22 protein-coding genes and 1 riboswitch are annotated in these 24,997 nt (G+C 71.1%); of the genes, 9 read left to right on the forward strand and 13 right to left on the reverse strand.

The window, feature by feature from the left end:
- Nucleotides 1-140 precede the first annotated feature (140 nt).
- Nucleotides 141-1,415 carry a phosphoribosylamine--glycine ligase gene (gene purD, locus G495_RS0110070; protein ID WP_028587714.1) on the reverse strand — a complete coding sequence of 425 codons (1,275 nt, stop codon included), beginning with the start codon at nucleotides 1,413-1,415 and terminating at the stop codon, nucleotides 141-143.
- A 210-nt stretch (nucleotides 1,416-1,625) separates the two neighbouring features.
- On the opposite strand from purD, the gene G495_RS22835 reads away from it, so the two are divergent.
- The 9 genes from G495_RS22835 to metK all read left to right on the forward strand — a co-directional run bounded on the left by G495_RS22835 (nucleotide 1,626) and on the right by metK (nucleotide 10,134).
- Entirely contained in the window at nucleotides 1,626-2,846 is a 1,221-nt protein-coding gene (locus tag G495_RS22835) for a methyltransferase domain-containing protein (RefSeq protein WP_028587715.1), read from the forward strand.
- Between the two features lie 310 nt (nucleotides 2,847-3,156).
- On the forward strand, nucleotides 3,157-4,503 hold the full coding sequence (locus G495_RS0110080; RefSeq protein WP_028587716.1) for a glutamine synthetase family protein: 1,347 nt from the start codon (nucleotides 3,157-3,159) through the stop codon (nucleotides 4,501-4,503).
- 93 nt (nucleotides 4,504-4,596) lie between these two features.
- Nucleotides 4,597-4,989 (forward strand): DUF2721 domain-containing protein, encoded by a 393-nt coding sequence (locus tag G495_RS0110085; protein WP_028587717.1) that lies wholly within the window; start codon nucleotides 4,597-4,599, stop codon nucleotides 4,987-4,989.
- Nucleotides 4,990-5,074: 85 nt separating this feature from the next.
- Nucleotides 5,075-5,518: a flagellar export protein FliJ gene (gene fliJ / locus G495_RS0110090; RefSeq protein ID WP_028587718.1), complete on the forward strand. Its 444-nt coding sequence runs from the start codon at nucleotides 5,075-5,077 to the stop codon at nucleotides 5,516-5,518.
- The gene (locus G495_RS0110095; RefSeq protein ID WP_028587719.1) at nucleotides 5,505-6,107 is read left to right on the forward strand and encodes a MotE family protein; all 603 of its coding nucleotides are present in this window, start codon (nucleotides 5,505-5,507) and stop codon (nucleotides 6,105-6,107) included. Before fliJ ends, G495_RS0110095 begins: the two co-directional genes overlap by 14 nt.
- 14 nt (nucleotides 6,108-6,121) lie before the next feature.
- Nucleotides 6,122-6,883, forward strand: coding sequence for a tRNA pseudouridine(38-40) synthase TruA (gene truA / locus G495_RS0110100; protein WP_028587720.1), 762 nt, complete (start codon nucleotides 6,122-6,124; stop codon nucleotides 6,881-6,883).
- A 36-nt stretch (nucleotides 6,884-6,919) separates the two neighbouring features.
- A complete protein-coding gene (locus tag G495_RS0110105; RefSeq protein WP_028587721.1) occupies nucleotides 6,920-7,699 on the forward strand; it encodes a hypothetical protein in 780 nt (259 codons plus the stop codon).
- A 135-nt stretch (nucleotides 7,700-7,834) separates the two neighbouring features.
- Nucleotides 7,835-7,941: riboswitch (SAM riboswitch) on the forward strand.
- An 80-nt stretch (nucleotides 7,942-8,021) separates the two neighbouring features.
- Nucleotides 8,022-8,870: a pantoate--beta-alanine ligase gene (gene panC, locus G495_RS0110110; protein WP_028587722.1), complete on the forward strand. Its 849-nt coding sequence runs from the start codon at nucleotides 8,022-8,024 to the stop codon at nucleotides 8,868-8,870.
- A gap of 91 nt (nucleotides 8,871-8,961) precedes the next feature.
- Nucleotides 8,962-10,134 (forward strand): methionine adenosyltransferase, encoded by a 1,173-nt coding sequence (gene metK / locus G495_RS0110115; RefSeq protein ID WP_028587723.1) that lies wholly within the window; start codon nucleotides 8,962-8,964, stop codon nucleotides 10,132-10,134.
- Between the two features lie 80 nt (nucleotides 10,135-10,214).
- Here the strand turns inward: metK and G495_RS0110120 are convergent, their stop codons facing one another.
- The 12 genes from G495_RS0110120 to cbiR all read right to left on the reverse strand — a co-directional run bounded on the left by G495_RS0110120 (nucleotide 10,215) and on the right by cbiR (nucleotide 24,745).
- The gene (locus G495_RS0110120; protein WP_028587724.1) at nucleotides 10,215-10,769 is read right to left on the reverse strand and encodes a hypothetical protein; all 555 of its coding nucleotides are present in this window, start codon (nucleotides 10,767-10,769) and stop codon (nucleotides 10,215-10,217) included.
- Between the two features lie 171 nt (nucleotides 10,770-10,940).
- Complete coding sequence (locus G495_RS0110125) at nucleotides 10,941-13,109, reverse strand: TonB-dependent receptor (RefSeq protein ID WP_211234141.1); 2,169 nt, start codon at nucleotides 13,107-13,109, stop codon at nucleotides 10,941-10,943.
- Between the two features lie 388 nt (nucleotides 13,110-13,497).
- Nucleotides 13,498-14,790 carry an EAL and HDOD domain-containing protein gene (locus G495_RS0110130; protein ID WP_028587726.1) on the reverse strand — a complete coding sequence of 431 codons (1,293 nt, stop codon included), beginning with the start codon at nucleotides 14,788-14,790 and terminating at the stop codon, nucleotides 13,498-13,500.
- Between the two features lie 201 nt (nucleotides 14,791-14,991).
- On the reverse strand, nucleotides 14,992-16,044 hold the full coding sequence (gene argC / locus G495_RS0110135; RefSeq protein WP_028587727.1) for an N-acetyl-gamma-glutamyl-phosphate reductase: 1,053 nt from the start codon (nucleotides 16,042-16,044) through the stop codon (nucleotides 14,992-14,994).
- A 10-nt stretch (nucleotides 16,045-16,054) separates the two neighbouring features.
- Nucleotides 16,055-16,411, reverse strand: coding sequence for a DUF1844 domain-containing protein (locus G495_RS22540; protein WP_084458113.1), 357 nt, complete (start codon nucleotides 16,409-16,411; stop codon nucleotides 16,055-16,057).
- 4 nt (nucleotides 16,412-16,415) lie between these two features.
- A complete protein-coding gene (locus G495_RS0110145) occupies nucleotides 16,416-17,615 on the reverse strand; it encodes a pyridoxal-phosphate-dependent aminotransferase family protein (protein WP_028587729.1) in 1,200 nt (399 codons plus the stop codon).
- Between the two features lie 78 nt (nucleotides 17,616-17,693).
- Nucleotides 17,694-19,109 carry an MFS transporter gene (locus tag G495_RS18590; protein WP_051445259.1) on the reverse strand — a complete coding sequence of 472 codons (1,416 nt, stop codon included), beginning with the start codon at nucleotides 19,107-19,109 and terminating at the stop codon, nucleotides 17,694-17,696.
- Complete coding sequence (locus G495_RS18595; RefSeq protein ID WP_051445260.1) at nucleotides 19,106-19,564, reverse strand: MarR family winged helix-turn-helix transcriptional regulator; 459 nt, start codon at nucleotides 19,562-19,564, stop codon at nucleotides 19,106-19,108. The genes G495_RS18590 and G495_RS18595 overlap by 4 nt, the downstream gene beginning before the upstream one ends.
- A 171-nt stretch (nucleotides 19,565-19,735) precedes the next feature.
- Nucleotides 19,736-22,423 (reverse strand): DNA polymerase I, encoded by a 2,688-nt coding sequence (gene polA / locus G495_RS0110160; RefSeq protein WP_028587730.1) that lies wholly within the window; start codon nucleotides 22,421-22,423, stop codon nucleotides 19,736-19,738.
- A 17-nt stretch (nucleotides 22,424-22,440) separates the two neighbouring features.
- Nucleotides 22,441-23,460 carry a DHH family phosphoesterase gene (locus G495_RS0110165; RefSeq protein ID WP_028587731.1) on the reverse strand — a complete coding sequence of 340 codons (1,020 nt, stop codon included), beginning with the start codon at nucleotides 23,458-23,460 and terminating at the stop codon, nucleotides 22,441-22,443.
- A 2-nt stretch (nucleotides 23,461-23,462) separates the two neighbouring features.
- Nucleotides 23,463-23,984, reverse strand: a complete 522-nt coding sequence (locus tag G495_RS0110170; RefSeq protein WP_028587732.1) for a bifunctional adenosylcobinamide kinase/adenosylcobinamide-phosphate guanylyltransferase — start codon at nucleotides 23,982-23,984, stop codon at nucleotides 23,463-23,465.
- On the reverse strand, nucleotides 23,966-24,745 hold the full coding sequence (cbiR, locus tag G495_RS18600; protein WP_051445261.1) for a cobamide remodeling phosphodiesterase CbiR: 780 nt from the start codon (nucleotides 24,743-24,745) through the stop codon (nucleotides 23,966-23,968). The genes G495_RS0110170 and cbiR overlap by 19 nt, the downstream gene beginning before the upstream one ends.
- Nucleotides 24,746-24,997 lie beyond the last annotated feature (252 nt).

The following is a 24,997-nucleotide window of genomic DNA, read 5'->3' on the forward strand; positions in this document are numbered from 1 at the left end:
TCCCCCCAAAGAAAAAGGTCTTTTTGGGAAGAGGGGAGGGGGGTCCGGGGGAGGGGAGGAACCCTTTTTCTTGAGGAGAAAAAGGGTTCCTCCCCTCCCCCGTCCACCCGCCGCCCGCGCCCGGCTTCGCCCGGCTTCGCCTACCTGCGCCCCAGCCCCTTGCTGCCGATGTCGCGGCGGTAGTGGCAGGGGTCGAAGTGGATCAGTTCCACGCCCTTGTAGGCCGCGTCGCGGGCCTGGGCCAGGGTGTCGCCCAGGGCGGTGACGCCCAGCACGCGCCCGCCGGAGCACAGGGTGCGCCCGTCCTGGGCGCGGGTGCCGGCCTGGAAGACGGTGACGCCGGTTTCGGCCTCGGCGCGGTCGATGCCGGTGATCTCCATGCCCTTGGGGTAGCTTTTGGGGTAGCCCCCGGCGGCCATGACCACGCACAGGGCGCTTTGGGGCTTCCAGCGTACGGGGGTCTGGGCCAGGGTGCCCCGGGTGCAGGCGAGCATGATCTCCAGCAGGTCGCCGTCCAGGCGCATGAGCAGGGGCTGGCATTCGGGGTCGCCGAAGCGCACGTTGTATTCGAGCACGCGCGGCCCGGCGGGGGTGAACATGAGCCCGGCGTAGAGGATGCCCACGAAGGGGTGGCCCGAGGCGGCCATGTAGTCGAGGATGGGCCGGATGACCAGGTCGCCCATGGCGGCGCAGTCGGCCTCGGGCAGCACGGGGGCGGGGCTGTAGGCGCCCATGCCGCCGGTGTTGGGGCCCAGGTCGCCGTCCAGGGCGGCCTTGTGGTCCTGCGAGGAGGGCATGAGGGCGAAGGAGGTGCCGTCGCAGAAGGCCAGGAAGGAGGCCTCCTCGCCCACGAGGGCGTCCTCGATGACCACGCGCTCGCCTGCGGCGCCGAAGACATCGCGGAGCATCATCTCGTCGAGGGTTTCCAGGGCCTCTTCGCGGGTTTTGCAGACCACGACGCCCTTGCCGGCGGCCAGGCCGTCGGCCTTGATGACGCAGGGCATGGGCCGTTCGAGGACGTGGGCCCGGGCCTGGAGGTGGTCGTCGAAGACCATGAAGTCGGCGGTGGGCACGCCTGCGGCGCGCATGACGGTCTTGGCGAAGGCCTTGGAGCCTTCGAGCTGGGCGGCGAAGGCGTCGGGCCCGAAGCAGGGGATGCCCTCCTGGGCCAGGGCGTCGGCCAGGCCCAGGACCAGGGGCAGTTCGGGCCCGGCGACCACGAGGTCGATCTTCTTGCGCAGGGTGAAGGCCACCAGGGCGGGCAGGTCGGCGTCGGCGATGTCCACGTTTTCGGCCACGCGGGCGGTGCCGCCGTTGCCCGGGGCGACGAACAGCCGTGTGATGTGCGGGCTCTGGGCCAGCTTCCAGGCCAGGGCGTGCTCCCGGCCTCCGGAACCAACGATGAGAATCCTCACGGTGTCCTCCTGAATCCGGCCCGGGGCCGGGGGTGCTGCGTCGGGTTGCGCGGTCCGGAAGCCCCGCGCGCACGGGGGGACCAATGCCGCGCAACCTATCCCATCCGCGCGCGGTTGGCAAACCCCGGGGCCCGGGGGGCCTTGCGCCCCGGCGGACAATGGCTATGGTGGGCTGGCCGCGAGCCGCAACACGAAAGCCAAGGAGAGAGCATGACCGAGCCCGCCCCCGCGCTGACCCAGGCCCATCTGGCCGAGGTCCGGTTCACCGTGCGCTGGACCAGCGCCGAGGCCGCCCACGAAGAACATTTCCTGGCGCGCAAGGTGGCGCCGTGGCGCGACATCCTGCCCCCGGAGCTGGCCCAGGCCCTGCGCGGGGCGGAGCCGGGCGCGGCGTGGCGCGGGGTTTTCGCCCCGGGCAAGCTGGTGCCGGGGCTGCGCCCGCGCAAGGTCGCGGCCATTCCGCGTGACGGGTTCAAGAAATTCCGGCTGCGCGGGCACCTGGTGGAGCCGCGCGCGGGGCGGTTCTACCCGTATGCGCTGCTGGCGGCACACCCGGGCATCCGCAGCGCCGACGTGCGCCCGTCCTTCCGGGTGCTGGGGGTGGAGGGCTCGGCCATGACCGTGGACTTCAACCACCCCCTGGCCGGGGCGGAGCTGGAGGTCGCGGCGCAGGTGGAGCGGGTCTTCCTGCGCCGGGGGGCGGTGCGCGGGCGGCTGCCCGACTGGGTGGAGGACATCTGCCAGGACGGGCCGGGGATGCAGGCCCGGGCCGGGGGACTGCGCACGGATTTCGCGCCCCCTTACGCCATGGAGCGCGTGGACGCGGGCGCCGACGCGGCCTTCTACGCCGTGGCCCGCCCGGTGGCGCACATCGACGCCACGGCGCGCGGGCATCTGGAGGGCGCCCACGCGGGGCTGGCCGCGCCGGGCTGCCGCGTGCTGGACCTCATGGCCGGGGCCATGACCCACCTGCCGCCGGGGCTGGAGGCGCAGGTCACGGGGTTGGGCCTGGGCCGGGCGGACCTGGAGGCCAACGCGCGGCTTGCGCGGCGGGTGGAGCACGACCTGAACGCGGCCCCGCGCCTGCCTCTGGAGGCCGGGAGCTTCGATCTGGTGCTGTGCAGCCTGAGCTTCGAGTACCTGACGGCGCCGGGGGCGGTGCTGGCCGAGGCGCTGCGCGTGCTGCGGCCCGGGGGCGCGCTGGCGGTGTCGTTTTCCAACCGCTGGTTCCCCGAGAAGGTCACGGCCCTGTGGGCCGAGCTGCACGATTTCGAGCGCATGGGCCTGGTGCTGGACCACATGCTGGCGGCGGGGTTCACGGGCTGCCGCACGGCGTCCTGGCGCAACTGGCCCCGGCCCGAGGACGACCCGCATATCGCCCAGGTGCTGGAGTCGGACCCGTTGTTCGTGGTCACGGGGGTGCGGCCCTAGCGGGGCGCAGGCCCTGCGGGGCAAGGGCTCGCGGGCGCTTTACAGCGGGCGCGCCGGGGGGGTAGGGTCGGCAATGCGGGAAGTCGGCCCCGGCCTGCCGCGCGCAGTGACAATTCTGGCAAGGCCCCCTGCGGCGCGGGCGGGCGGGGTTGCAATTTTGTGCAGCGCGGCCCTGCGGCGCGGCCTGGGCCCGGGGGCAACCCGGCGCCGTGGCGGGCCATCGCCCGGGTGGCATCGCATTTGAAGGAACCCCGGCGCGCCACTGCGCCAGATGACATCTTTGTCCATCATCAGCACGGAGGAAAGGATCATGGAAGCAGCGCCCGTCTTCAACTGCAAGAACGCCGACGACGTGCTCAAGGCCGTCCGCGACTACAACGTGAGCTTCATCCAGTTCTGGTTCATCGACATCCTGGGCACCCTGAAATCGTTCCAGATCACGCCCAACGAGCTGGAGGCCTCCTTCGAGGAGGGCATGGGCTTCGACGGCTCCTCCATCCTCGGCTTCACGCGCATCGAGGAGTCGGACATGGTGGCCATCCCCGACCCCACGACCTTCCAGCTCGTGTCCTGGCGGCCCACGGAGCGGCCCGTGGCGCGCATGTTCTGCGACGTGAAGAACCCCGACCACACGCCCTACGAGGGCGACTCGCGCTACGTGCTCAAGCGCATGCTCGCCAAGGCCGCCGAGAAGGGCTACACCTACTATGTGGGCCCCGAGCTGGAATTCTTCGTTTTCGCCAACGCCCAGAGCCCGCAGACCCTGGACGCGGGCGGCTACTTCGACGCCCCGCCGCTGGACCTGGGCAACGACATCCGTCGCGACATCATCTTCGCCCTGGAGCGCATGGGCATCCAGGTGGAGTATTCGCACCACGAGGTGGCGCCCTCGCAGCACGAGATCGACCTGCGCTACGCCGAAGGGCTGGCCATGGCCGACATCGCCACCACCTACAAGGTGGTGGTCAAGGAGGTCGCCCGCAAGCACGGGGCCTACGCCACCTTCATGCCCAAGCCCATCTTCGGCGAGAACGGCTCGGGCATGCACGTGCACCAGTCGCTGTTCAAGAACGGGCGCAACGCCTTCTTCGACCCCAAGGACCCGCACAGCCTTTCGGCGGAATGCAAGTCGTACATCGCCGGGCTGTTGCGCCACGCCCGCGAGTTCGTCTGCGTGACCAACCAGTGGATCAACTCCTACAAGCGCCTGGTGCCGGGCTACGAGGCCCCGGTGTACATCGCCTGGGCCCAGCGCAACCGCTCGGCGCTCATTCGCGTGCCCATGTACAAGCCCGGCAAGGAGGCCGCCACGCGCATCGAGCTGCGCTGCCCGGACCCGGCGGCCAACCCCTACCTGTGCTTCGCCGTGATGCTCGCCGCGGGCCTCAAGGGCATCGAGGAGGGCTACGAGCTGACCCCCGCTGTGGAGAAGAACATTTTCGCCTTCACCGAGAAGGACTTCGACGCCCACGGCATCGAGGCCCTGCCCGGGTCGCTCTACGAGGCGGCCATGGCCCTCAAGGGCTCGGCGCTGATGAAGGAGTGCCTGGGCGAGCACGTCCACGCCAACCTCGTGGAGAACAAGTTGAAGGAGTGGGACGCCTACCGGACCCACGTTTCCGAATACGAGATCAAGCGCTACCTGCCCATCCTCTAGCCGCCCGCGCGGCGCGAGGCTTCGCCCAGGGCCCCCGGCGCGGCGTTCTGCCCGCGCCGGGGGCCTTTGCCCCCTGCCCTTGGAGACCTGCCCTTGGACATCACCGTGACCACCCCGGCCTTGCTGTTCCCGGCCATTTCGCTGCTGCTGCTGGCCTACACCAACCGGTTTTTGGCCATCACCACGCGCATCCGCGAGCTGCACAACCGCTACTGCGCCGAGGGCGGCGACTCGCACCGCCGCCAGATCGACGCCCTGCGCACCCGGCTGTACCTCATCCGCAGCATGCAGGGCTTTGGCGTGTTCAGCCTGTTCACCTGCGTGCTGTGCATGTTCACGCTCTTCAGCGGCTGGATCACCGCCGGGCACGTGCTCTTCGGCGTGAGCATGGTCCTGCTCATGATCTCCCTGGCCCAGTCGCTGCGCGAGATCGTCATCTCGGTCAACGCCATGAACATCCTGCTGGCGGACATGGAGCGTTCGTAGCCCCGGGCGTCCGGCCCGGTTCTTGCTTTTCCCCGGGGGCGGGCCCTTGCCCGCGCCGGACTTTTGGCGCAGCCCCGGAGACGCAATGGCCAGAGGATTTCGATTCCCGCTCGAGCGGGTGCTGGACTACCGCCGCCAGCAGGAGGAGCAGGCGCGCATGGCCGTGGCGCGGGCCCTGGCCGCGCACCGCGCCCAGCAGGCGGAGCTGGACGGGTTGCGTCAGGCCCTGGAACGGCATATGGCCTCCTTGTATGGCGGGGCCCAGATTACCGAAAACGACCTGTGGCTGTGGCGCCGCTACCGGGTGCGCCTGGAAGAGGACATCGCCCTGGCCGAACGCAGGCTCATGCAGCTTGGCCGCGAGCTGACCCAGGCCCGCCAGGACCTGGTGGCCCGCGCCAGGGAAAAGAAGCTTCTGGAACGCCTGCGCGCGGTCCAGGAGCAGGCGCACCGCACCAGCGAGAACCAGAAGGAACAGAGGGAAAGCGATGAAATGGCGACGCTTCGTTACGGGCGTGAAGCCGTGTAGGCTGCTCAAGCTGCTCATGGTCCTGGCGCTGGTCAAGCTGGCGCTGCTGGCCGTGGTCGGCCTGCAATTCATGGCTCCCGCCCAGGGCGGCGGCAGGGCCGTGGTGGCCATGGCCCCGGCCCAGGCCCAGGAGGCGGCACCCGCCCCGGCCCCGGAGGCGGCCCCGGCGCCCGCCGAGGCTGCCCAGCCCGAGGCCGCCCCGGCCCCCGACGCCCCCGTGCCCGACCGCCAGGGCCTGGTGCGCCGCCAGGAGGAGCTGGACCGCCGCGAGCGCGAGCTGAGGGCCCTGGAGCAGAAGATCGCCCGCGACATGGCGGCCCTGGAGGAGCGCCGGGCCCAGCTCCAGCGGATGCTCGACGACGCCGAGATGGTCAAGGACAAGAAGGACCGCCACCTGGTGGACGTGTTTTCCAACATGAAGGCCAAGCAGGCCGCCTCGGTCATGGAAACCATGGACGAGGCCCAGGCCGTCAAGATCCTGTCCGGGATGCGCGGGCGTCAGGCGGGCGAGATCCTGACCTTCGTCAACGCCGAAAAGGCCGCGCGGTTGGCCGAGCAGCTCACGCGGCTGCAGATTCCCTTCGAGTAGCCGGGAGCGGCGCGGTGCCACGGCTCAAGCTGACCCTGGCCTACGACGGCACGGCGTTCTGCGGCTGGCAGATCCAGCAGGGCCGCCCCGAGCGTACCGTGCAGCAGGTGCTGGAACGGGCCCTGGAGGACATCTGCGCCGAGCCCGTGCGCGTGCACGGCGCCGGGCGCACGGATTCGGGGGTCCACGCCCTGGGGCAGGTGGCCCACTGCGACGTGCCCGCCGCGCGCGCGGGGGTGCCCTGGGCCCGGGCCCTGGGCGCCCGGCTGCCGGACGATGTGTCCGTGCTGGCCGCCGAGGTGGTGGACGACGCCTTCCACGCCCGCTTCAGCGCCCAGGCCAAGACCTACACCTACAGTTTGTGGCCCGAAGGCCGATACCATATTCCACAGAGGCGGAACTTCGCGTGGGCTACGGGGCCCCTGGACGAGGCGGCCATGGACGCCGCCGCGCGGCACATGACCGGCACCCGCGACTTCCGGTGCTTCCAGAACACGGGCACGCCCGTCAACAGCACCGTGCGCACCGTGCTTGCCGTGGTCCGCGGGCCGGGGGTCTTTCCCGGCGAGACGGACTGGCGCTTTTGCGCCGACGGCTTCCTCAAGCAGATGGTGCGCAACATGATGGGGCTGCTGGTGGCCGTGGGCCGGGGGCGCTTCGCCCCCGGGGACGTGGAGCGCATCGTCGCCGGGCGCGAGCGCGCCGTGGCCTTTGCCACGGCCCCGGCCCGGGGCCTGTGCCTGACCCGCGTGCACTACGACCCGCCCCTGCCCTGAGCAACGCGCCCCCGGCGCAAGCACTGGCGGCGGACCATGACCGGCATCGCATTCAAGGGCCTCGCGGAAACGCCCTCGGCCACCAGCCGGGCCACGGACCTGACGGCCCTGGCCCTGGAGCCCGACGCTTTTCGCGAGCGCGTGCTCTGGCGCTACCGGGGCGCCGAGCGCCGGGCCCGGATGGACCGCCTGGGCTCCCTGGTCCAGGCCGGGCTGGACCTGCGCCTGACGGCCCTGGAGCGCGCGGCCCAGACGGTGCGCGACGGCGCGGGGGCCCCGGGCCTGGAGCGCGCCGCCGGGGTGCGCACCCTGCTGGAGGCCGCAAGCGACCTGGACTCCTTCCTGACCGACCACGCGGACCTGCTCGAACCCGGGCTGGCGGCGCGCGCCGGGGCGCCCCTGGCCGACCGCGCGGCGGAGCTGGACAGCCTGGGCATCGCCCGCCAGGGCGCAGACGGCGCCTGGACCCTGGACCGGCCGGCCTTCCTGGAGGCCCTGGCCGCCGACCCCGGGGGCGTGGACGCCGCCCTGGGCGCGGCGCCGGACGGGCTGGCCCCGGCGCTGCTCGCCCAGGCCGAAGCCATCCGCGCCCCGGGGCTGGACACGCGGCTGGCCAATGCCGCCGGGCTGGCGGACGTCGGCCCGCCCGTGGGCCGCGAGGTGGCCAACATGGAGCGCTCCACGTTGCTGGACGTGGTGGAGGCCGCGCCGCTGGTGGCGGAGCCGCGGCAAGGCGACGGCCCGCGCCGCGCCGAGGCCGCCGGGAGCCCGGCGCTCCCGGAGCTGGGCCCGGGGCTGCTGCGCGGCTCGGCCTGAAGGCGGGGCGGCAAAGCTGGCCAAGATTGACAACGTTTCCCGGAGCTTCGGCCAGTTTTCACAAAGTGCTTGCGCCCGGCGCGGCTTTCGGATACACGTGCTGTTCACGCGGGAGCCCCGGCCCCCGCACCTGACATATCATGCAGAGAGGCGCGAGGGATCTGGCCCGTTGACCGCCCGGCAACCTGCTCCGTCACCGGAGAGCAAGGTGCTAACGCCAGACCCGCAAGGGACCATGAGAGTGACGCGTAACGCATCAGCCCCTCCCCCTTGCGCGGAGGGGCTTTTTTGTGGGCCACGGCCCGGGAGGATTCACGGCGTCATGGATATCGTTCGCGATCCGCAGCAGTTCCAGCAGCAGGCCCTGGCCGCGCGTGCGCGCGGGCAGGTCACGGCCCTGGTGCCGACCATGGGCTTTCTGCACGAGGGTCACGCCAGCCTCATCCGCTGGGCTGCGGCCAATGCCGGACGCGTGTGCGTCAGCGTGTTCGTCAACCCGACCCAGTTCGGCCCCGGCGAGGACCTGGACGCCTACCCGCGCAACCCCGAGGGCGACGCGGCCCTGGCCGAGGCCTGCGGGGCCGACGTGCTCTTCATGCCCGAGCCGGGCGCGCTCTACGCCCCGGACCACTGCACCTGGGTGGAGGTGCCGCCCCTGGCGCAGCACCTGTGCGGGGCCAGCCGCCCGGTGCATTTCCGGGGTGTGGCCACGGTGGTGACCATGCTGCTCAACCTGGCCCAGCCGGACGTGGCCGTGTTCGGCCAGAAGGACTGGCAGCAGCTGGCGCTTCTGCGGCGCATGGTGCGCGACCTGCACCTGCCCTGCCGCATCGAGGGCCGGCCCATCGTGCGCGAGGCCGACGGGCTGGCGCTGAGTTCGCGCAACGTCTACCTCGGCCCCGCCGAGCGGGCCCAGGCCCCGGGGCTGCACGCCGGGCTGCTGGCCGCTGCGGCCCTGGCCCGGGCCGGGCAGCGCGACGCAGCCACCCTCAAGGCCGCCATCGCCGCGCACTACGCCGCGCATGTTCCCGCTGGCGAGGTGGACTACATCGAGATCGTGGACCCCGAGACCGTGCAGCCCGTGGCGACCCTGGCGGGGGCGGCCCTGGCCGCCGTGGCCGTGCGCCTGGGCCGCGCCCGGCTCATCGACAACGAGCTTTTGCAACCGTAACCCCCATCCGGCCCGGGCCGTGCCCGCGCCGCGAAGCAGAACATCCCCGCAAGGCCGTGCCGACGGGGAACCATTTCAGGAGGAGCACCACATGATCAGCAACAAAGGCCGTTTCCATTTCACGTCCGAATCCGTGACCGAGGGGCACCCCGACAAGGTCGCCGACCAGATCTCCGACGCCGTGCTCGACGCGCTGCTGGCGCAGGACCCCGAGTCCCGCGTGGCCTGCGAGACCCTGGTCACCACCGGGCTGGCCATGATCGCCGGCGAGATCACCACCAAGGGCTACGCCGACCTGCCCGCCATCGTGCGCGAGACCATCCGCGAGATCGGCTACACCAGCTCGGTCATGGGCTTTGACGCCGACACCTGCGCCGTGATGTCCACCATCGACAAGCAGTCGCCGGACATCGCCCAGGGCGTGGACCGCAAGGCCCCCGAGGAGCAGGGCGCGGGCGACCAGGGCATGATGTTCGGCTACGCCAGCGACGAGACCCCGACCCTCATGCCCGCGCCCATCTTCTGGGCCCACAAGCTCTCGCGCCGCCTGACCTACGTGCGCAAGGAGGGCATCCTCGACTTCCTGCGCCCCGACGGCAAGACCGAGGTCAGCTTCACCTACGAGGACGGCCAGCCCAAGTTCATCGACACCGTGGTCATCGCCGCCCAGCACGACGAGAACATCGCCTACCAGGACCTGGTGGACGCCATCCGCGAGGAGGTCATCTTCAAGACCCTGCCCGGCGAGTTCGTGGACCGCAAGAAGACCCGCATCTTCATCAACACCACCGGGCGCTTCGTCATCGGCGGCCCCATGGGCGACTGCGGCCTGACCGGGCGCAAAATCATCCAGGACACCTACGGCGGCATGGGCGCCCACGGCGGCGGCGCCTTCTCCGGCAAGGACCCGTCCAAGGTGGACCGCTCCGGCGCCTACATGGGCCGCTACATCGCCAAGAACGTGGTCGCCGCCGGGCTGGCCCCCAAGTGCCAGGTCCAGATCGCCTACGTCATCGGCGTGGCCGAGCCGGTGTCGGTGCTCGTGTCCAGCCTGGGCACCAGCGAGGTCAGCGACGAGGCCCTGACCGACGCCGTGCAGCAGACCTTCGACCTGCGCCCCTACTACATCGAGAAGAAGCTCAACCTGCGCCGCCCCATCTACAAGGCCACGGCGTGCTACGGCCACTTCGGCCGCGAGCGCCCCGAGTTCACCTGGGAGGCCACCGACATGGCCGAAACCCTCAAGGCCAACTGCAAGGGCTAGCGCCGAGCTGCGGCATCGAGGCAAAGAAAAAGGGGACCGCCCGCGGGCGGTCCCCTTTTTTTGCGTCCTGCGCCGGGGGCTCAGTTCCGGGCCAGGGTGCGCAGGGCGCTGGCGATGTTCTCCGGCAGGTCCGCCGGGCCGACGGCCTTGAGGCTGCTGGCGTCCAGCAGGACCGCCGTGCCTTCGAACCAGCCCACCTTGGGGCCCGTGGCGCCGTCGAACACCGGGACGCGCACGGTGATGAACTCCAGGTTCGCGGTGTCCTGCCCGCGCCGGGCGAGCTGCTCCGTGAGGTAGGCCACGCCCTGGGCGTGCTCCTGCTCAGTCTCGCCCACGATGGGCAGGCCGTCCTTCATGCCCAGCATCGGGCGGCCCTGCCCGAAGAGCGCCGCGCCGCGCTCGGCGAGCCAGCTTGCCCCGCCCACCGGGGCCGGGTCCACCGTGGCGGCCAGGGTGGTCGCGGAGGCGGCCTCGGCCAGACGCGCGGCGGCGCGCGGTGCGCGGAAGGCGTCGTCGCCGGTCCAGGCGCTGGCTGCCGCCGTGTCTTCGTTGGTGGCGTCCTGAGGGGTCTGCTCCCGGATGGCGGGCGCTGCCGCCGCCGCCCAGGGGCCCTGGGTGCTGTCGTCGATGCGCATGCTTCCTCCTGCTGGCCGGATACAGTGAAAAAAATTCCCCCTGCGGGGTGGGGAGCAAGAATCGCGCCTGCGGGCGGGGTTCTTGCCCCGTGGCGCAGAAGCGAGCCCCCTCCGGCCAGGGCCGGAGGGGGCGGGGTGTGGGTGTGGGCGTGGGCCCGGGGTGACGGCGGGCTACAGCTCCACGGCCAAGCGCAGCAGCGCAGTGAACGGGGCGCCGACCATGTAGGTGCTGCTCCCGGCGCGGGTGTCGTCGCCGGTGTTGATGGCCGAGATGTATTCGGAATCCAGCAGGTTGTAGAGGTCCAGGCTCAGGCGCACGCGCTTGGCCCAGTCCAGGTCCGTGAAGGTGTAGGAGGCGCAGAGGTCCACCACGCCGTAGCCGTCCACCTTCTCCTTGTGCTCCAGGTCGCCGTAGCGCTCGCCCAGCAGGCGCAGCATGGGCGAGATCTCGAAGCCGCCGTGGCGGAAGATGAAGCCGGTCTTGGCCATCCACAGCGGGGTGTCCACCACCTGCCTGCCCTTGCTGTCCAGGGTGTTGCCCGCGAAGGTCAGGTCGTCGTCGTAGGTCAGCACCGAGTACGAGGGGCTCAGGAACCAGGTGAAGTTCTCGGTCAGGTGGACGTTGGCCTCGACCTCGGCGCCGTAGCCCGTGGCCGCGCCCACGTTCTGCTGGTAGTTCACGCCCGCGACGCCGATGCGCGGGTCATGGACGGTGACCAGCAGGTTCTCGCTCTTGGTGTAGTACACCGAGGGGGTGATCTCGGCCCTGCCGAGGCTCAGGCGTACGCCGACCTCCACGGTGTCGGTGGTCTCCATGTCGCGGGTGTTGAACAGGTCGTCCAGGGTCACGCCCGCCGCCTGGAAGGCCGCGCGGTTGCTGCTGTAGGTGTTGATGAGCGGCACGTAGGAGTAGGGGCGGATCTGGCTGCGGCCGTAGCTGGCGAAGGGCTCCACCGCGTCGTTTATGGCGTAGGACAGGGCGACGCTCGGCAGCAGGGCGTCGTATTCCTTGGTGGCGCGGTCCAGGTCGGCCTGGCGGACCAGGGTGCTGGGCGCCCCTGTCTTGGAGGTGTAGCCGTGGGTGGCGGGGTCGCGGTAGTAGAAATACTTCAGCCCGGCCTGCCACTTGAAGCGGTCGTGCTCGCCGCCGATCTTGAGGAAGGGGCTGTGCATGTGCCCCTTGTCCAGGTTGCGGGTGTAGATGCCGTAGCCCGCGAACTGTCCGGTGCTGGGGATGTAGTTCTTGGTGATGATGCGCATGTCCACGGCTTCGTACATGTAGCCGAGCACGGTGGTCAGCTCGCCGAAACGCTTTTCCATCTCCGCCGCGGCGCCGAAGCGCTCGATGTAGCGGTTGCGCTGCTGCACGCGGTTGTTGGACGAGTTGCCCGCGTAGACCGTGGAGTCCTCCTTGGAGTAGAATGGTTTGAATGTGAAGCCGAGGGTGTCGTCCACGCTGGCGGTGATGATGCTCATGACATCGTTGTTGTTGTACGTGCCACGGTTGTATTTGTAGTAGTAGATGTCCTGGGCATTGGTCCCTGTCAGTTCCTCGTTGAAATCCTTGTCGTGGTTTTCGGAGAGCGATTCGGTTTCCGCGTGGCTCAGGGCGCGGTACATATCGCTTTCGATGTAGTTGGAGTTGAAGAAAATCTTGATGTCGTCGTCGTTCACAGTGGGCTGGCGGAGCATCAGGTTCACGTTGGTGCGCGGGCCGACCTCGCCCGGGCCCTTCCACTTGTCGGCCTCGGTGTAGGAGACCGACCCGGACAGCGCCGTGCCGGAGTCGGTGACCTCGCCGCTGTCCAGGCGCAGGAAGCTGCGGCTGTAGGCGCTGGAGCCCAGGCCCTGCTCGAACTCCAGGCCGGGCTCGGCCTTGGGCCATTTGGGCCGCAGCTCGATGGCCCCGCCGCGCGCGCCCATGCCGGTGCCGATGTCGGCGGGCACGGCGCCCTTGTAGATGGTCACGCCCTCGAAGTTGTTGGTGTCGTAGAGGTATTCGCGCGGGCCGATGGGGTTGCCGCCCCAGTTGGGCACGCCCTCCACGGACAGCGACCCCAGGTAGCCGCGCACTCCGCGCGTGCGGATGGTGTTCTGCTCGGGGCTCAGGCCGAAGCCGTCGGCGCTTTCCACGTTCACGCCGGGGATGACCTGCAGGGCGTTGTAGATGCTGGTTTCGGTCCTGCCGCCCTGCATCTCGATACCGTCGGTGGTGATCTGCGTGCCGGTGAACACCGTGTCGCCGCTTTGCATGGTCGGGGTGATGATGCGCGTGGCGTTCACGACCATCTCGTCCAGGCGGATGGTGTTCTCCGCGCCGTGGGCAGGCCCGGTCAGCAACAGGGCGAGGGCCGCGCAAAGGCCCAGGAACGGGAACGGGGAGCGGGGGGGACGCGAGCAGTGGGTCCGCATGGCAGCCTCCGGTGCGCCTGGTTTGCCGCTCCCGGCGCGCCGGAGGCGGGGCGGGCCGGTGCGGCAAAACCCCCGGCTGACCGGCCAAAGGGTATACGCTACAAATGCCCGCAAATTGTTTTTTGCGATTTTAAACGCATATGTTTCAAGAACAAGGTTGTGGGTAGTAGAACTAATATGGATAGGTCAAGAGTAAAATGCTATCATTTGCTATTTAGTGCTATTTCGGGAGAGGGAAACGCAACCGCCCCGGGCCGTCGCGGCCCGGGGCGGTTGTGCGCGGCGCACGGGCGCGCCGCCGGGGGAGGGGGAGGCCTCAGCAGGCCTGGCCCTGCTCCGCAGAGCCCAGGATGCCCTGGGTCCATTCCAGGGCCTGGGTGTAGAGCACGTCGGCCTCCTCGGGGGGCACGCCCGGGATGGCCAGCATGCTGTCCACCTGCGGCCAGTCGTTGCGCTCGTAGGCCAGGGCCAGGTCGATGCAGAAGCGGTAGTCGTTGCTCTTGCCCGCCAGGGCGGCCTTCATGGTTTCGTCCAGGGGCAGATTTTCCAGGACCTGCCCCATGGGCACCCCGAGCATGGCGTCCAGCAGCGAGAACAGCCCGAGCAGGAAGTGGGTCTCGGGCGAGTAGTTCGCCGGGCAGCTCTCGGCCATGAGCTCCAGGAAACGGCCCCGGTGCACCGACAGGAAGGTCACCTCGCGGCCCTTGTTGCCCGGGGCCAGGTCGGACATGATCACCACGCGCAGCCATTGGGCGAGCTGGCGCTGGCCCAGGAGGGCGATGGCCCGCGTCACGGACTCCACCTTCTGGCGTACGCCCATGCCCACGGAGTTGATGTAGCGGAACAGGCGGTAGGTCAGCGACGGGTCGCGCTGGATGATCTCGGCCAGGCGCTTCACGTCGAAGTCCGGGGAGCCCAGTTCCTGGAGCAGCTGGAGCTTGGCCAGCTCGCTGGCGGCGATCTTGCGGCCCGGGATGATCTCGGGCCGGGCGAAGAAGTAGCCCTGGAACAGCGTGAACCCCAGCTCGCGGCACAGGGCGAAGACGGCGTTGTCCTCGACCTTTTCGGCCAGCAGGCGGCAGCCGTGGTGCTCCAGGCGGCGGACCACCTCGCGCAGCCTGGGGGCGCCCTCCAGGCCGTCGGGGCCCAGCACGGCCAGCACGTCCACCTTGATGATGTCCACCAGGGGCAGGAAGGGTTCGAGGACGGCCTCGCCGGTGAAGTCGTCCATGGCCAGGGTGTAGCCCGCGGCCTTGAGCTCGCCCACGGCGGCCAGTACGGCCTCGTCGGGCTGCACGTCTTCGAGGATTTCCACCACGGCGATGTCCGCCGGGAGGGCGAAGGCGAAGTTTTCCAGCAGCAGGGTGCGCGGGAAGTTGATCAGCGTCCGCTGGCCGGGGCGCAGGCCCTGGGAGGCCAGCAGGAAGCCGTCGGCGATGACCTTGGCCGTGGCCATGTCGGCATCGGTCACCTGGGCCGAGCGGGCCTCGCCCGTGGCGCGGAAGAGCAGCTCATAGCCCCAGACGTTCATCTTGGGGTCGAAGATGGGCTGGCGGGCCACGAAGACGGCCTCGGCGGCGGGAGCGGCGGTTCCTGTGGTGTCGTTCATCGGGTTCCCGGTGCGGTGCGGGTGTCGGGTTCGTGTCGCGGCTGCGGACGGCAATCCCGCAGTATTGTGAAGATACCACAGTATTTGTTGCACGTGCAAGAGGATTGCCGGACTGGCGGCAACCCGCGCAAAAAGCCGCCGGACCAGCGGTCCGGCGGCCTTGTGCGCGGGGTGCGGGGCGGGCGCCGGGCCCGGGCGGGGTCAGGGCACCAGGGGCGCCAGGTTCAGGCCGGTGGCCGGGTCCAGCCCGAGCATGAGGTTGGCGTTGGCCAGGGCCTGGCCCGAGGCGCCCCGGCAGAGGTTGTCGATGCACGAGACCACGATGAGCCGGTCGGTGCGCGGGTCCACCACCAGGCCGATGTCGCAGAACATGGTGCCGCGCACGTTTTTGGTTTCCGGCAGGGCGCCCTGGGGCAGCACGCGCACCCAGGGCGCGTCGGCGTAGGCCGCCTCGTAGGCGGCGTGGACCTCGGCCAGGGTGGCCGGGCGCGCCAGGCGCGCGTAGCAGGTGGACAGGATGCCCCGGTTGATGGGCAGAAGATGCGTGTTGAAGGACACGCGCAGCTCCCGGCCCGCCAGGCGCGACAGCTCCTGCTCGATCTCCGGGGTGTGGCGGTGGCGGCCCAGGTTGTAGGCCCGGAAGGTGTCGGAGACCTCGCAGAACAGCGAACCCACGGCGGCCTTGCGCCCGGCGCCCGTGGCGCCGGACTTGGCGTCGATGACCAGCCCGTCGGGCTCCGCGAAGCCTCGGCTCAGGGCCGGATACAGGCCCAGGATGGCCGAGGTCGGGTAGCAGCCGGGGTTGGCGATGAGCCGGGCCGTGCGGATGGCCGGGGCGTTGAGCTCGGGCAGGCCGAACACGGCGTCGGCGATGAGCCCGGGGTGGCGGTGCTCCAGGCCGTACCACTGGGCGTAGGTCTGCGGGTCCTTGATGCGAAAGTCGGCGGACAGGTCCACCACGCGCACCCCGCGCCCGACCAGGGCGGCGGCCATGTCCATGGCCGTGCCGTGGGGCACGGCCAGGAACACCAGGTCGCAGGCCCCGGCCAGGTCGTCCACGTCGGGCTCGCTGACCGTGAGCCCGCCCAGGGGCAGCCCGGTCAGCCCGGGGAAGAGCTGGGCCAGGGTCCGCCCGGCGTCGGAGCGCGAGGTGGCGCGCACCAGCTCCAGGGCGCCGTGGCCGCACAGAAGGCGCGCCAGTTCCATGCCGGTGTAGCCGGTGACGCCCACCAGCCCGGCCTTGAAGGTCGTCATCGCCAGGCCCTCACTTCATCTGCATGACGTATTTCATGCGCAGTTCGTAGAGCAGGCCCTCCAGGAGCCTGCGCTCGTCCGCCGCAAGGCAGTTGCCGGTCTTTTCCTGGAGCATGGCCAGGATGTCGATGGTGTGCTTGGCCACCGGCAGGTTGGCCATGGTCCGGCCCGACTCGGGCTCGGGCACCTCGCCCAGATGCACCAGCGCCGAAGACGCCAGGGACATGACGAAGGTGGAAAAGGTCACCTCGGGCAGGGGGGTCTGGGCCGCCGCGGCGTCCGCCGCGCGCTCTGCCGCCCGCTGCTCCTCGCTGCTGGGCCCCGTGCCGCAGCCGGGGCACTGGCCGTCTGGCTGTCCGCTGCTCATGGCCTCACTCCTGTGTCGGGTTGTGGTCGTCCATGGCCCACGCGGGCGGCCCGTCCTCAAGGGCCTGCTCGTAGGCGGCCATGGCCTGCTCGAGATGGTCGCGCGAGCCGCTGTGCCCGCCCGTGAGGGCCAGGGCGCCCGCCAGGGCCGCCAGCCCGGCCAGCACGTCGCCGAAATCCACATGGCCCATGTGCCCCAGGCGCACCATGCGGCCCTTGAGCTGGCCCTGGCCCCCGGCCATGACCACCCCGTACCGCTCGGCGGCGGCCTGGAGCAGGCGCGCGCCGTCCACCCCGGCGGGCAGCAGGATGCTGGTCAGGCCCCAGGTGAAGTGGTCCTTGGCCAGCAGCTCCAGTCCCAGGGCCCGGGCCCCGGTGCGGGCCATCTGCGTCAGGGCCCACTGGTGGCGGAACACGCCCTCCAGGGTCGTTTCGCGGAACAGCTCCAGGCAGGTGTGCAGGCCCATGAGCAGGTTGATGGGCGGGGTGAACAGGGTCTGGCTGGAGCCGGTGATCTTGTCGCGCTCGCCGCGCAGGTTGAAATAGTAGTGGCGCGGGTTCACGCGCTCCACGCGCTCCCAGGCCCGGGCCGACAGGGCCACGAAGGCCAGGCCCGGCGGCAGCATCAGGCCCTTTTGCGAGCCGGTGAGCAGGCAGTCGATGCCCCAGGCGTCCATGGGGCAGGGCGAGATGCCCACCGCCGAGATGCCGTCCACCACGAGCATCAGGTCGCGCTCGCGGGTGAAGGCCGCCAGCTCGCGCACGGGGTGCAGCACGCCGGTGGAGGTCTCCGAGGCCTGGACCAGGATGCCTTTGACGCCGGGGTGCTGGGCCAGGGCCTTCTGGACGTGCTCCACGGTCACGGCCTGGCCCCAGGGCACGGAGAGGATCACCGTGTCCAGCCCGTGGGCCCCGGCGATTTCCGTCCAGCGCTCGCCGAACTTGCCGCCTTCGACCACCAGCACCTGCTCGCCGGGGGCGAACAGGTTGCCCACGGCGGCGGTCATGGCCCCGGTGCCCGAGCAGCCCATGGCCACCACGGGCTGGGCGGTGCCGAAGAGCCAGCGCAGGCCCGCCTGGATCTCGCCCAGCAGGGCCGTGAACCCCGGCTTGCGGTGGTGGACCATGTCCATGGCCAGGGTCAGGCGCACGGTTTCGGGCAGGAGCGTGGGCCCGGGGGTCAGCAGTCGCGTCTTGGGCGTCATCGGTGGCGGTCCTTTGCAGGCTGGTTGCGGGTTTGCTGTGCCGTTGCCGGGAAGGTGTACCGCGTATCCCGCAAACCTTCAATCATTGGGAGGGGCCGGGGGAGCCTGCCCCTGCCCCGCCCGGCGCAGGGGCGCGTAGAGACACAGCACCGTGCCCCCCGCACCCAGGGCGGCGAAGCCCCAGAGCACGGCGTGCATGGCGGCCATGAACTGCGGGGCGTTTTCCGCCGTGGCGGCGGCGGGCCCCAGGGCCACGGACAGGGCCACGCTGATGACCACCAGGCAGAAGGTCATGCCCGTGGTGCGCATGGCGGCGGTCATGGCCGAGGCCACGCCGTAGTGCGTGGGCGCCACGCTGCCCATGATGACGCTCATGTTGGCCGTGGCGAAGCTGGCCGTGCCCGCGCCGCACAGCAGCAGGACGCCCGCCACCAGGGGCAGGGGCGCCTCGGGGCCCAGCAGGGCCGCCAGGGCCATGGCCAGGGTGCCCGCGCCCATGCCCAGGGTGGCGATGCGGTGCGGGGGCACGCGGTCCACCAGCGAGCCCGACAGGGGCGAGAGCACGGCCTGCATCAGCGGCTGGGCCATGAGCACCAGGCCCGCGTCGCCCGCGCTCATGCCGCGCGCGATCTGCAAATACAGGCTCACGAGGAAGGTGATGCCGAAGGTGGCGGCGTAGTTGATGAACTGCACGGCGCAGGCAAAGGCGAAGGGCCGGTTGCCCGCGAACAGGCGCAGGTCGAGCAGGGGCGCGTCGGCCCGGGCCTCCCAGGCGACAAAGCCCGCCAGGGCCAGCAGCGCCCCGGCCAGCATGGCCTTGCCCGTGGCGGTGTCGAAGTGCGTGCCGCCCTGGGTCAGGAGCATCATGCCCAGGGCCATGAGCAGCGCGCCGCCCCAGTCGAAGCGCTGGCCGCGCGCCAGGCGCGGGCGCACGGGCAGATGGCGCAGGGCCAGGGCGAGGCAGGCCACGCAGGGCACGGCGCACAGGTAGAAGACCCAGCGCCAGCCCAGATGGGTGGTGATCAGCCCGCCCAGCCACGGCCCGGCGGACAGGCCCAGGTAGACCCCCGCCGAGGAGATGCCCAGGGCCCGGCCCCGGCCCTGGCCCGGGAACAGCTCGGCCAGGATGACCAGCCCGGTGGTGACCATCATCGCCCCGCCCGCGCCCTGGAATACGCGCAGCACGATGAAGGCGTCGATGCTCGTGGTCAGCGGCAGCAGCAGGCTGACCACGGTGAACAGCGCGATGCCGGAAAAGAACACCGCGCCGCGTCCGACCATGTCGGCCAGGCGGGTCACGGGGAACAGCAGCATGGACACGGCGGCGATATAGCCCGATTCCACAAGGCCCAGCTCGGCGGCCTTGGCGCCGAACTCGCGGCCCAGGGCGGGCACGGCCACGGCCACCGAGGAGAGCATGAACACCAGCACGAACTGCGTGGCCGTTATGGTGAACAGCCCCGCGTGCTGCTGCGGGGTGAGAGGCGTTTTCACGAATTGTCCCAATTATCCAGAGCGGTTTTGAGGTTGTGCACGATGCGGTCCATGAGGCCCAGGGCCAGGGCGCGCTCCTGTGGGGAGAACTCCTTGAAAAGCATCTGGTTGTGCCCGTCGAGCACGGCGCGCAGGGGCCGTTCCAGCTCTCTTGCGCGCGCGGTGGGCTCCACGAGTTTCTGGCGGCGGTTGTCGGGGTTCTCGGTGCGGGTGACCAGCCCGTCCTGCTCCAGGGCGTGCAGGGCCCGCGCCGTGGCCGCGCGGCTCACGCCCACGCGGGCGGCCATCTCGTCCTGGGTCAGCCCGGGCTTGCACAGGGCTTCGAGGATATAGGGCAACTGCCCTGCCGCGATGCCGTGGCTGCGCAGGCGCCGCTCCAGCAGCGCCCCTTGCAGGCGGCTCATCATCCCGATGCGGTAGCCGCCCGAGGTCATTCGGCGCGCGTGGTGGTCCATGGGCCCTCCGTTTGTTTACCGCTCAACAGTTGAGTGGGGAACTAATGCGGGAGGGGCAGGGTGTCAATGGGCGTGGGGGGTGGTTTCCCGCGCGCGGGCGGGGCGGCGTGCGGGGCCGGGGGGCGGTGCCCCCCGCAGGGTCCGGGGCGCTGCCCCGGATCTGCGGCGCGCCTAATGGGCCTCGGCCCAGGTCGGGCCCTGGCCCCAGTCCACGGCCAGGGGCACGTCCAGGGCCATGACCTCGCCCATGATGGCGGCCATGCGCCGCCCGGCGGCCTCGGCATTGGCCTCGGGGCATTCCAGGAGCAGTTCGTCGTGGACCTGGAGCAGCAGGCGCGCGTCCAGGGCCGCCAGCTCGGGGTCGCGGTCCACGGCGAGCATGGCCAGCTTGATGATGTCCGCCGCCGAGCCCTGCACGCGGGTGTTGATGGCCTGGCGCCGGGCCAGGGCGCGGTCCTGCTGGTTCTGGGTGTCGATGTGCGGCAGCAGGCGGCGCCGTCCGGCCAGGGTGGTCACGAAGCCGTGGCGCCGGGCGTCGTCCTCCACGGTCTGGTAGAAGTCGCGCAGCCCGGGCAGGCGCTCGAAGTAGCGCTCGATGAAGGCCCGGGCCTCGGAGAGCGGAATTTCCAGCTCGCCCGAGAGCTTCTGCGGGCCCATGCCGTAGATCAGCCCGAAGTTGATGGTCTTGGCGTTGCGGCGCTGGTCGGGCGTGACCTGGGCCGGGTCGGCGTCGAAGAGGATGGCCGCCGTGCGGGCGTGGATGTCCTGGCCCTGGCGGAAGGCTTCGAGCAGCGCGGGCTCCTGGGAGAGGTGGGCCAGCACGCGCAGCTCGACCTGCGAGTAGTCCGCCGCCACCAGCAGCCGCCCCGGGGGGGCCACGAAGCAGGCGCGCATGCGGCGGCCCATGTCGCCCCGGATGGGGATGTTCTGGAGGTTGGGGCCGGAGCTGGACAGGCGGCCCGTGGCCGTGGCCAGCTGGTTGAAGGTGGTGCGGATGCGCCCGTCGGGCCCGGCGGCCCTGGGCAGGGGCTCCAGGTAGGTGGAGCGCATCTTCTCCAGCTTGCGCCAGGCCTGGATGTCGGCCACCACGGGGTGCTCGTGGCGCAGCTTTTCCAGCACGTCGAAGGACGTGGAGGGCAGGCCGCCGGGGGTCTTGCCGCGCGGCTTGAGGCCCAGGCGGGTGAAGAGCACCTCGGCCATCTGCTGGCTGGAGCGCAGGTTGAAGTCCACCCCCGCGCGCTCCTTGATGCGCGCCTCCAGGGCGTCCAGCTCGGCGTTGACCTCGGCCAGGAAGGCCGCCAGGGCCGCCGTGTCCACCAGCACGCCCCGGCGCTCCATGCGCGCCAGCACGCCGATGAGCGGGGTTTCCATGTCGCGCATGAGCGCGTCGAGCCCGGCGGCGGCCAGCCGGCCTTCCAGGGCCAGGGCCAGGGCGGCGGCGGTGCAGGCCTGCCCGGCCACGGGCGCGGCCAGCAGCTCCGGGGCCAGGCGGCCCGTCAGGCGCTCCCAGGAGTAGTTGCGGTCCTCGGGGGAGAGCAGGTAGGCGGCCAGCCCGAGGTCGAACCAGCGGTCCTCGGGCAGGGCGGCCCAGGCGGGGTCGCGGGTCAAAAGAGCCTTGACGTCGGGCGTGGCCACGGCGCGGGCCGGGGCCAGATGCGCGGCCAGGGCCGCCACGGGCCCGGGGCTGCGCAGCTCCTCGCCGCCCAGGCCCACCAGGAAGGTGTCGGCCCCCGGGGCGGCCCCGGGCTCGGGCAGCAGCCCGGCCACCAGCCCGGCGGCGGCGGGCAGGGCCGAGGGCGCGTTGGCCTCCTGGATGTCGGCCTGGGCCGGGGCGGGCGCCGGGGCCATCTCGAAGAGCGAGACCTGCTGCTGGGCGGCGGGCCCGGCCTTGGCCCGGGACGCCCCGGGGGCCGGGGCCCCTGCCCCCGCCGCCTGCGTGGCCCCCGCCACCCGGGTGGCCAGGGCCAGCACGGCGGGCAGCTCGCGGCCCAGGGAGCGCAGCTCGAACTCGGCCAGGAAGTCGGCCATGCCCTGGGCGTCGGGCGCGGCGCAGGCCAGCTCGGCCAGGCCCAGCTCCGGGCAGGCCGTGGTGTCCAGGGTGGTCAGGCGGCGGTAGAGGAAGGCGTCGTCCATGTGCTCGGCCAGGCGCTGGCGCAGGGCGGGGCTGAACTCGCCCGCCCCGGCGGCCACGGCCTCGCGCAGGGCCTCCAGGGTCGGGTGGTCCTGCATCAGGCGCAGGGCCGTCTTGGGCCCGACCTTGGGCACGCCGGGGATGTTGTCGGCGCTGTCGCCGATGAGCGCCTGGAAGTCGGGCCACTGGGCCGGGGCCAGCCCGGTTTCGGCCCGGAAGGCGTCCAGGGTCAGCACGCTGTCCTTCTTGGCGCCGGGGTCCCACAGGAAGACCTGCGGGGCCAGGCACTGGCGTAGGTCCTTGTCCGCCCCGACGATGACCACCGGGCGCCCGGCGCCCAGGCGCGCGGCCAGGGCGGCGATGCAGTCGTCGGCCTCCACGCCCTGGCTGGTGACGGTGGTAAAGCCCATGAGCCCGATGGCGCGCAGCACGTGGTCCACCTGCGCGCGCAGGTCGTCGGGCATGGGCGGGCGCTGGGCCTTGTAGGGCGTGAACAGCTCGTGGCGGAAGGTCGGGCCCTTGCCGTCGAAGAAGAACCCCGCGTAGCGCACGGACTCGGTGCGCACCAGGCCGAAGAGCATGCGCACGAACATGAACACCGCGTTGGTGGGAAAGCCGTCGGAGCGCGAGATGCCCGGGTTGGCGTAGAAGAAGCGGTAGAGGAAGGCGTGCCCGTCCACAAGGAAGACGGGGTCCTGCTCCAGCCCGAGGCGTTCCTTGAGGGACATGGGGGCTCCTGGGCGGGTTACTGGTTCTGGGCGGGGGCTTCGGGCGCGGGCTTCTGGGGGCGCTTGCGCTTGGTGTGCAGGCGCTTCCAGACGAAGGCCTCCACCGAGGGCTCGTCCTGCGCGGCGGAGACGGGAACCTCGGCGCGCGCGGCGTTGACGCGGCCCCCGGCGGAGCCCACGTCGGCAAAGCAGCGCTGGGCGAATTTGCCCATGTCGCGGCGCAGGCCGTCGCCGCGGAAGATGACCACGGCCTTGTCGTCCACGATGCCCGAGATGGCCGTCCACGAGCGGCCCTGCACGCGCAGGAACAGGTCGGCCAGCAGGACCAGGATGTCCGGGCTCTCCACATGGTCCAGGAAGGCGAACAGGCCGTCGCCGATGACGCGCATCTTGAAGTAGGCCTGGCAGAAGTAGCGCAGCCATTCGAGCTGGAACTCGGAGCGGTAGATCTTGCGCAGCAGCAGGGCGTCGGCGAACTTGTTCAGGTACTGGAAGGCGCGCAGGTCGGCCTCGCAGAAGGCGCGCTCGAAGGAGGACGTGTCCGTCTTGATGCCGTACTGCAAGGCCGTGGCCAGGAATTTTCCGGGCCGGATGTCCATGTTGTAGAGGTATTCCGTGAGCAGCGTGGAGTTGGAGCCGTAGTCGGGCTGGATGTGCACGAAATCGGCGTCCACGGGATTTTCGGTGCTGCGCGGGTGGTGGTCGATGACGATGGAGAAGCGCAGCCCGGCAAAGTCCTTGTGGTGGTGGGGCTGGGAGTCCACCAGGGCGAAGCGGTCGAACTGGGCCGTGTAGTTGGGGTTCATGCGCCGGGTGGGGATGCGCAGGCTGGCGATCATTTCCAGGTTGTCGGGCCGGGAGATTTCGTTGACGTGGGCGATGCCCACGTCCTGCACGCGGTGGACCATGATCCGCTTGAGAGCCATGGCCGAGGCCAGGGCGTCGGGGTCCGCGTTGATGGCGATGAGCCAGCGCTCCTGCTTCTTGAACAGGGCGAGCAGGTCTTCGATCCTGGGCAGGCTGCGGAAATAGGCCACGGTCAGTCCTCGGGCAGGGCCAGGGCGCGCCCGGCCACCACCAGCACGGCCCGGGTGCTGCGCCGGGCCAGTTGTCGGTTCAGGGCCCCCAGGGCGCGCACGAAGGCCCGAACCTCGGCCGTGGGCGCCACGGGCCCCAGGCCGATTTCGCACGACACCACGATGACACCCGTGGGGCCCATGGCGTCCAGGGCCGCCAGCAGGGCGGCCACGCGCCCGGCCTCGTCCCCTGCGGCGCGGCAGGCGAAGAGCCAGAAATCCAGGCTGTCCACCAGCACGGTGCCGTGGCGCCCGGCGGCCTGGGCCAGGGCCTCGGGCAGCCCGGTGCCCACTTCGCAGACGGGCAGCTCCGGCCCGCGCCCGGCGCGGTGGGCCTGGATCTGCGCGCGGAAGCCTGCGTCCAGGGCGCGGCCCGTGGCCACGAACAGCCCCGGCCCCGGCGAGCGGGCCAGAAGCCGCAAGGCGTAGTCCGACTTGCCCGACTTCTCGCCGCCAAGGATCAGGGTCAGGGGGCCGCGTTCCATTGCTCCATCCAGTCCGCCAGCAGCGCCGCCGAGGCGAACAGCCCGGGCGCGTCGAAGATTTCGAGCATCAGCACCGCCCGGGGGCCGGTTGCGGCCACAAGCCGCGCCAGCAGCGCGCGCCCGGCCCCGTCCAGCTCCGCCAGCGGCCTGTGCCGCCCGCCCGGGCCCGGGGCGCACAGGTGCAGCATGCGCACCCGCTGCCAGTCGCGCGCCAGCTCCGGGATGGGCTGGTTGTAAGCCATGAGGTGGCCCAAGTCCAGGCACAGCGACAGGCCCAGGGCCGCCGAGGGCGCCAGCAGCGCCGTCAGATCGTTGCCGCGCACGTTCTCCAGCAGCAGGGCCGCCGGGTCCAGGCCATGCCCGGTCCACAAGCCCACCAGGGCTTCCAGCTCCCGCACCGTGCCGGGCGGATGCAGCACATAGCCCCAGGGCGCCAGGAACGCGGCCTTGTCCACCAGCGCGCGGACCACGGCCCACACCGCCGCCACCCCGCGCTCCCAGGGCAGGTCCAGGGGCAGGTGGACATGGTAGCGCAGCCCCAGCCCCGCCAGCTCCGGGGGCAAATCCTGCGGCCCATAGGCCATGCAGGCCTGCGTTTCGAAAAACAGCAGCCCCACCTCGGGCGCCAGCCCGGCCAGGAAACGGCAGTTCTCGCCCACCGTGCCCGGCACGACGAAGGACGGCGCGGCCCAGGGCCGCCCCGCCCGCGTCAGCCGCTTCCCGGCGCGCTGAAGCGCCAGCCTTTGCCTTTCATCCCACACGTTTTCTCCAAAAGCGCCCTCTGCCCCTTCCTCAAGCCAGCCCCCCGCCGCCCAGGGCCGGACGACCTCCGGCCCCATCATGCGCAGGACTTCGGCCCTTCCCCCCGCCCAGGGCCGGAGCCGGATGCCGGGCAGTTCGCGCCCAAACCGCCTTGGAACCGTATCCGCGCCCACGCCCGCGCATGGCCACGCCGACCCGGCCGCTCCCCGCGAGAGCGCATTTGGGGGATGAGGGGGGAGAGGGTCCGGGAG

This window comes from Desulfocurvus vexinensis DSM 17965 (assembly GCF_000519125.1).
In the GTDB taxonomy this organism is placed as follows: domain Bacteria; phylum Desulfobacterota; class Desulfovibrionia; order Desulfovibrionales; family Desulfovibrionaceae; genus Desulfocurvus; species Desulfocurvus vexinensis.

What these genes read in the sequence shown, in the direction of transcription:
- G495_RS22540 (WP_084458113.1), bottom strand. Translation starts at nt 16,411, where the DNA reads ATGAGCAGCGGACAGCCAGACGGCCAGTGCCCCGGCTGCGGCACGGGG.
- G495_RS18595 (WP_051445260.1), bottom strand. Translation starts at nt 19,564, where the DNA reads ATGGACCACCACGCGCGCCGAATGACCTCGGGCGGCTACCGCATCGGG.
- G495_RS0110130 (WP_028587726.1), bottom strand. Translation starts at nt 14,790, where the DNA reads ATGAACGACACCACAGGAACCGCCGCTCCCGCCGCCGAGGCCGTCTTC.
- argC (WP_028587727.1), bottom strand. Translation starts at nt 16,044, where the DNA reads ATGACGACCTTCAAGGCCGGGCTGGTGGGCGTCACCGGCTACACCGGC.
- metK (WP_028587723.1), top strand. Translation starts at nt 8,962, where the DNA reads ATGATCAGCAACAAAGGCCGTTTCCATTTCACGTCCGAATCCGTGACC.
- G495_RS0110145 (WP_028587729.1), bottom strand. Translation starts at nt 17,615, where the DNA reads ATGACGCCCAAGACGCGACTGCTGACCCCCGGGCCCACGCTCCTGCCC.
- G495_RS0110105 (WP_028587721.1), top strand. Translation starts at nt 6,920, where the DNA reads ATGACCGGCATCGCATTCAAGGGCCTCGCGGAAACGCCCTCGGCCACC.
- panC (WP_028587722.1), top strand. Translation starts at nt 8,022, where the DNA reads ATGGATATCGTTCGCGATCCGCAGCAGTTCCAGCAGCAGGCCCTGGCC.
- fliJ (WP_028587718.1), top strand. Translation starts at nt 5,075, where the DNA reads ATGGCCAGAGGATTTCGATTCCCGCTCGAGCGGGTGCTGGACTACCGC.
- G495_RS22835 (WP_028587715.1), top strand. Translation starts at nt 1,626, where the DNA reads ATGACCGAGCCCGCCCCCGCGCTGACCCAGGCCCATCTGGCCGAGGTC.
- polA (WP_028587730.1), bottom strand. Translation starts at nt 22,423, where the DNA reads ATGTCCCTCAAGGAACGCCTCGGGCTGGAGCAGGACCCCGTCTTCCTT.
- G495_RS0110080 (WP_028587716.1), top strand. Translation starts at nt 3,157, where the DNA reads ATGGAAGCAGCGCCCGTCTTCAACTGCAAGAACGCCGACGACGTGCTC.
- G495_RS0110170 (WP_028587732.1), bottom strand. Translation starts at nt 23,984, where the DNA reads ATGGAACGCGGCCCCCTGACCCTGATCCTTGGCGGCGAGAAGTCGGGC.
- G495_RS0110120 (WP_028587724.1), bottom strand. Translation starts at nt 10,769, where the DNA reads ATGCGCATCGACGACAGCACCCAGGGCCCCTGGGCGGCGGCGGCAGCG.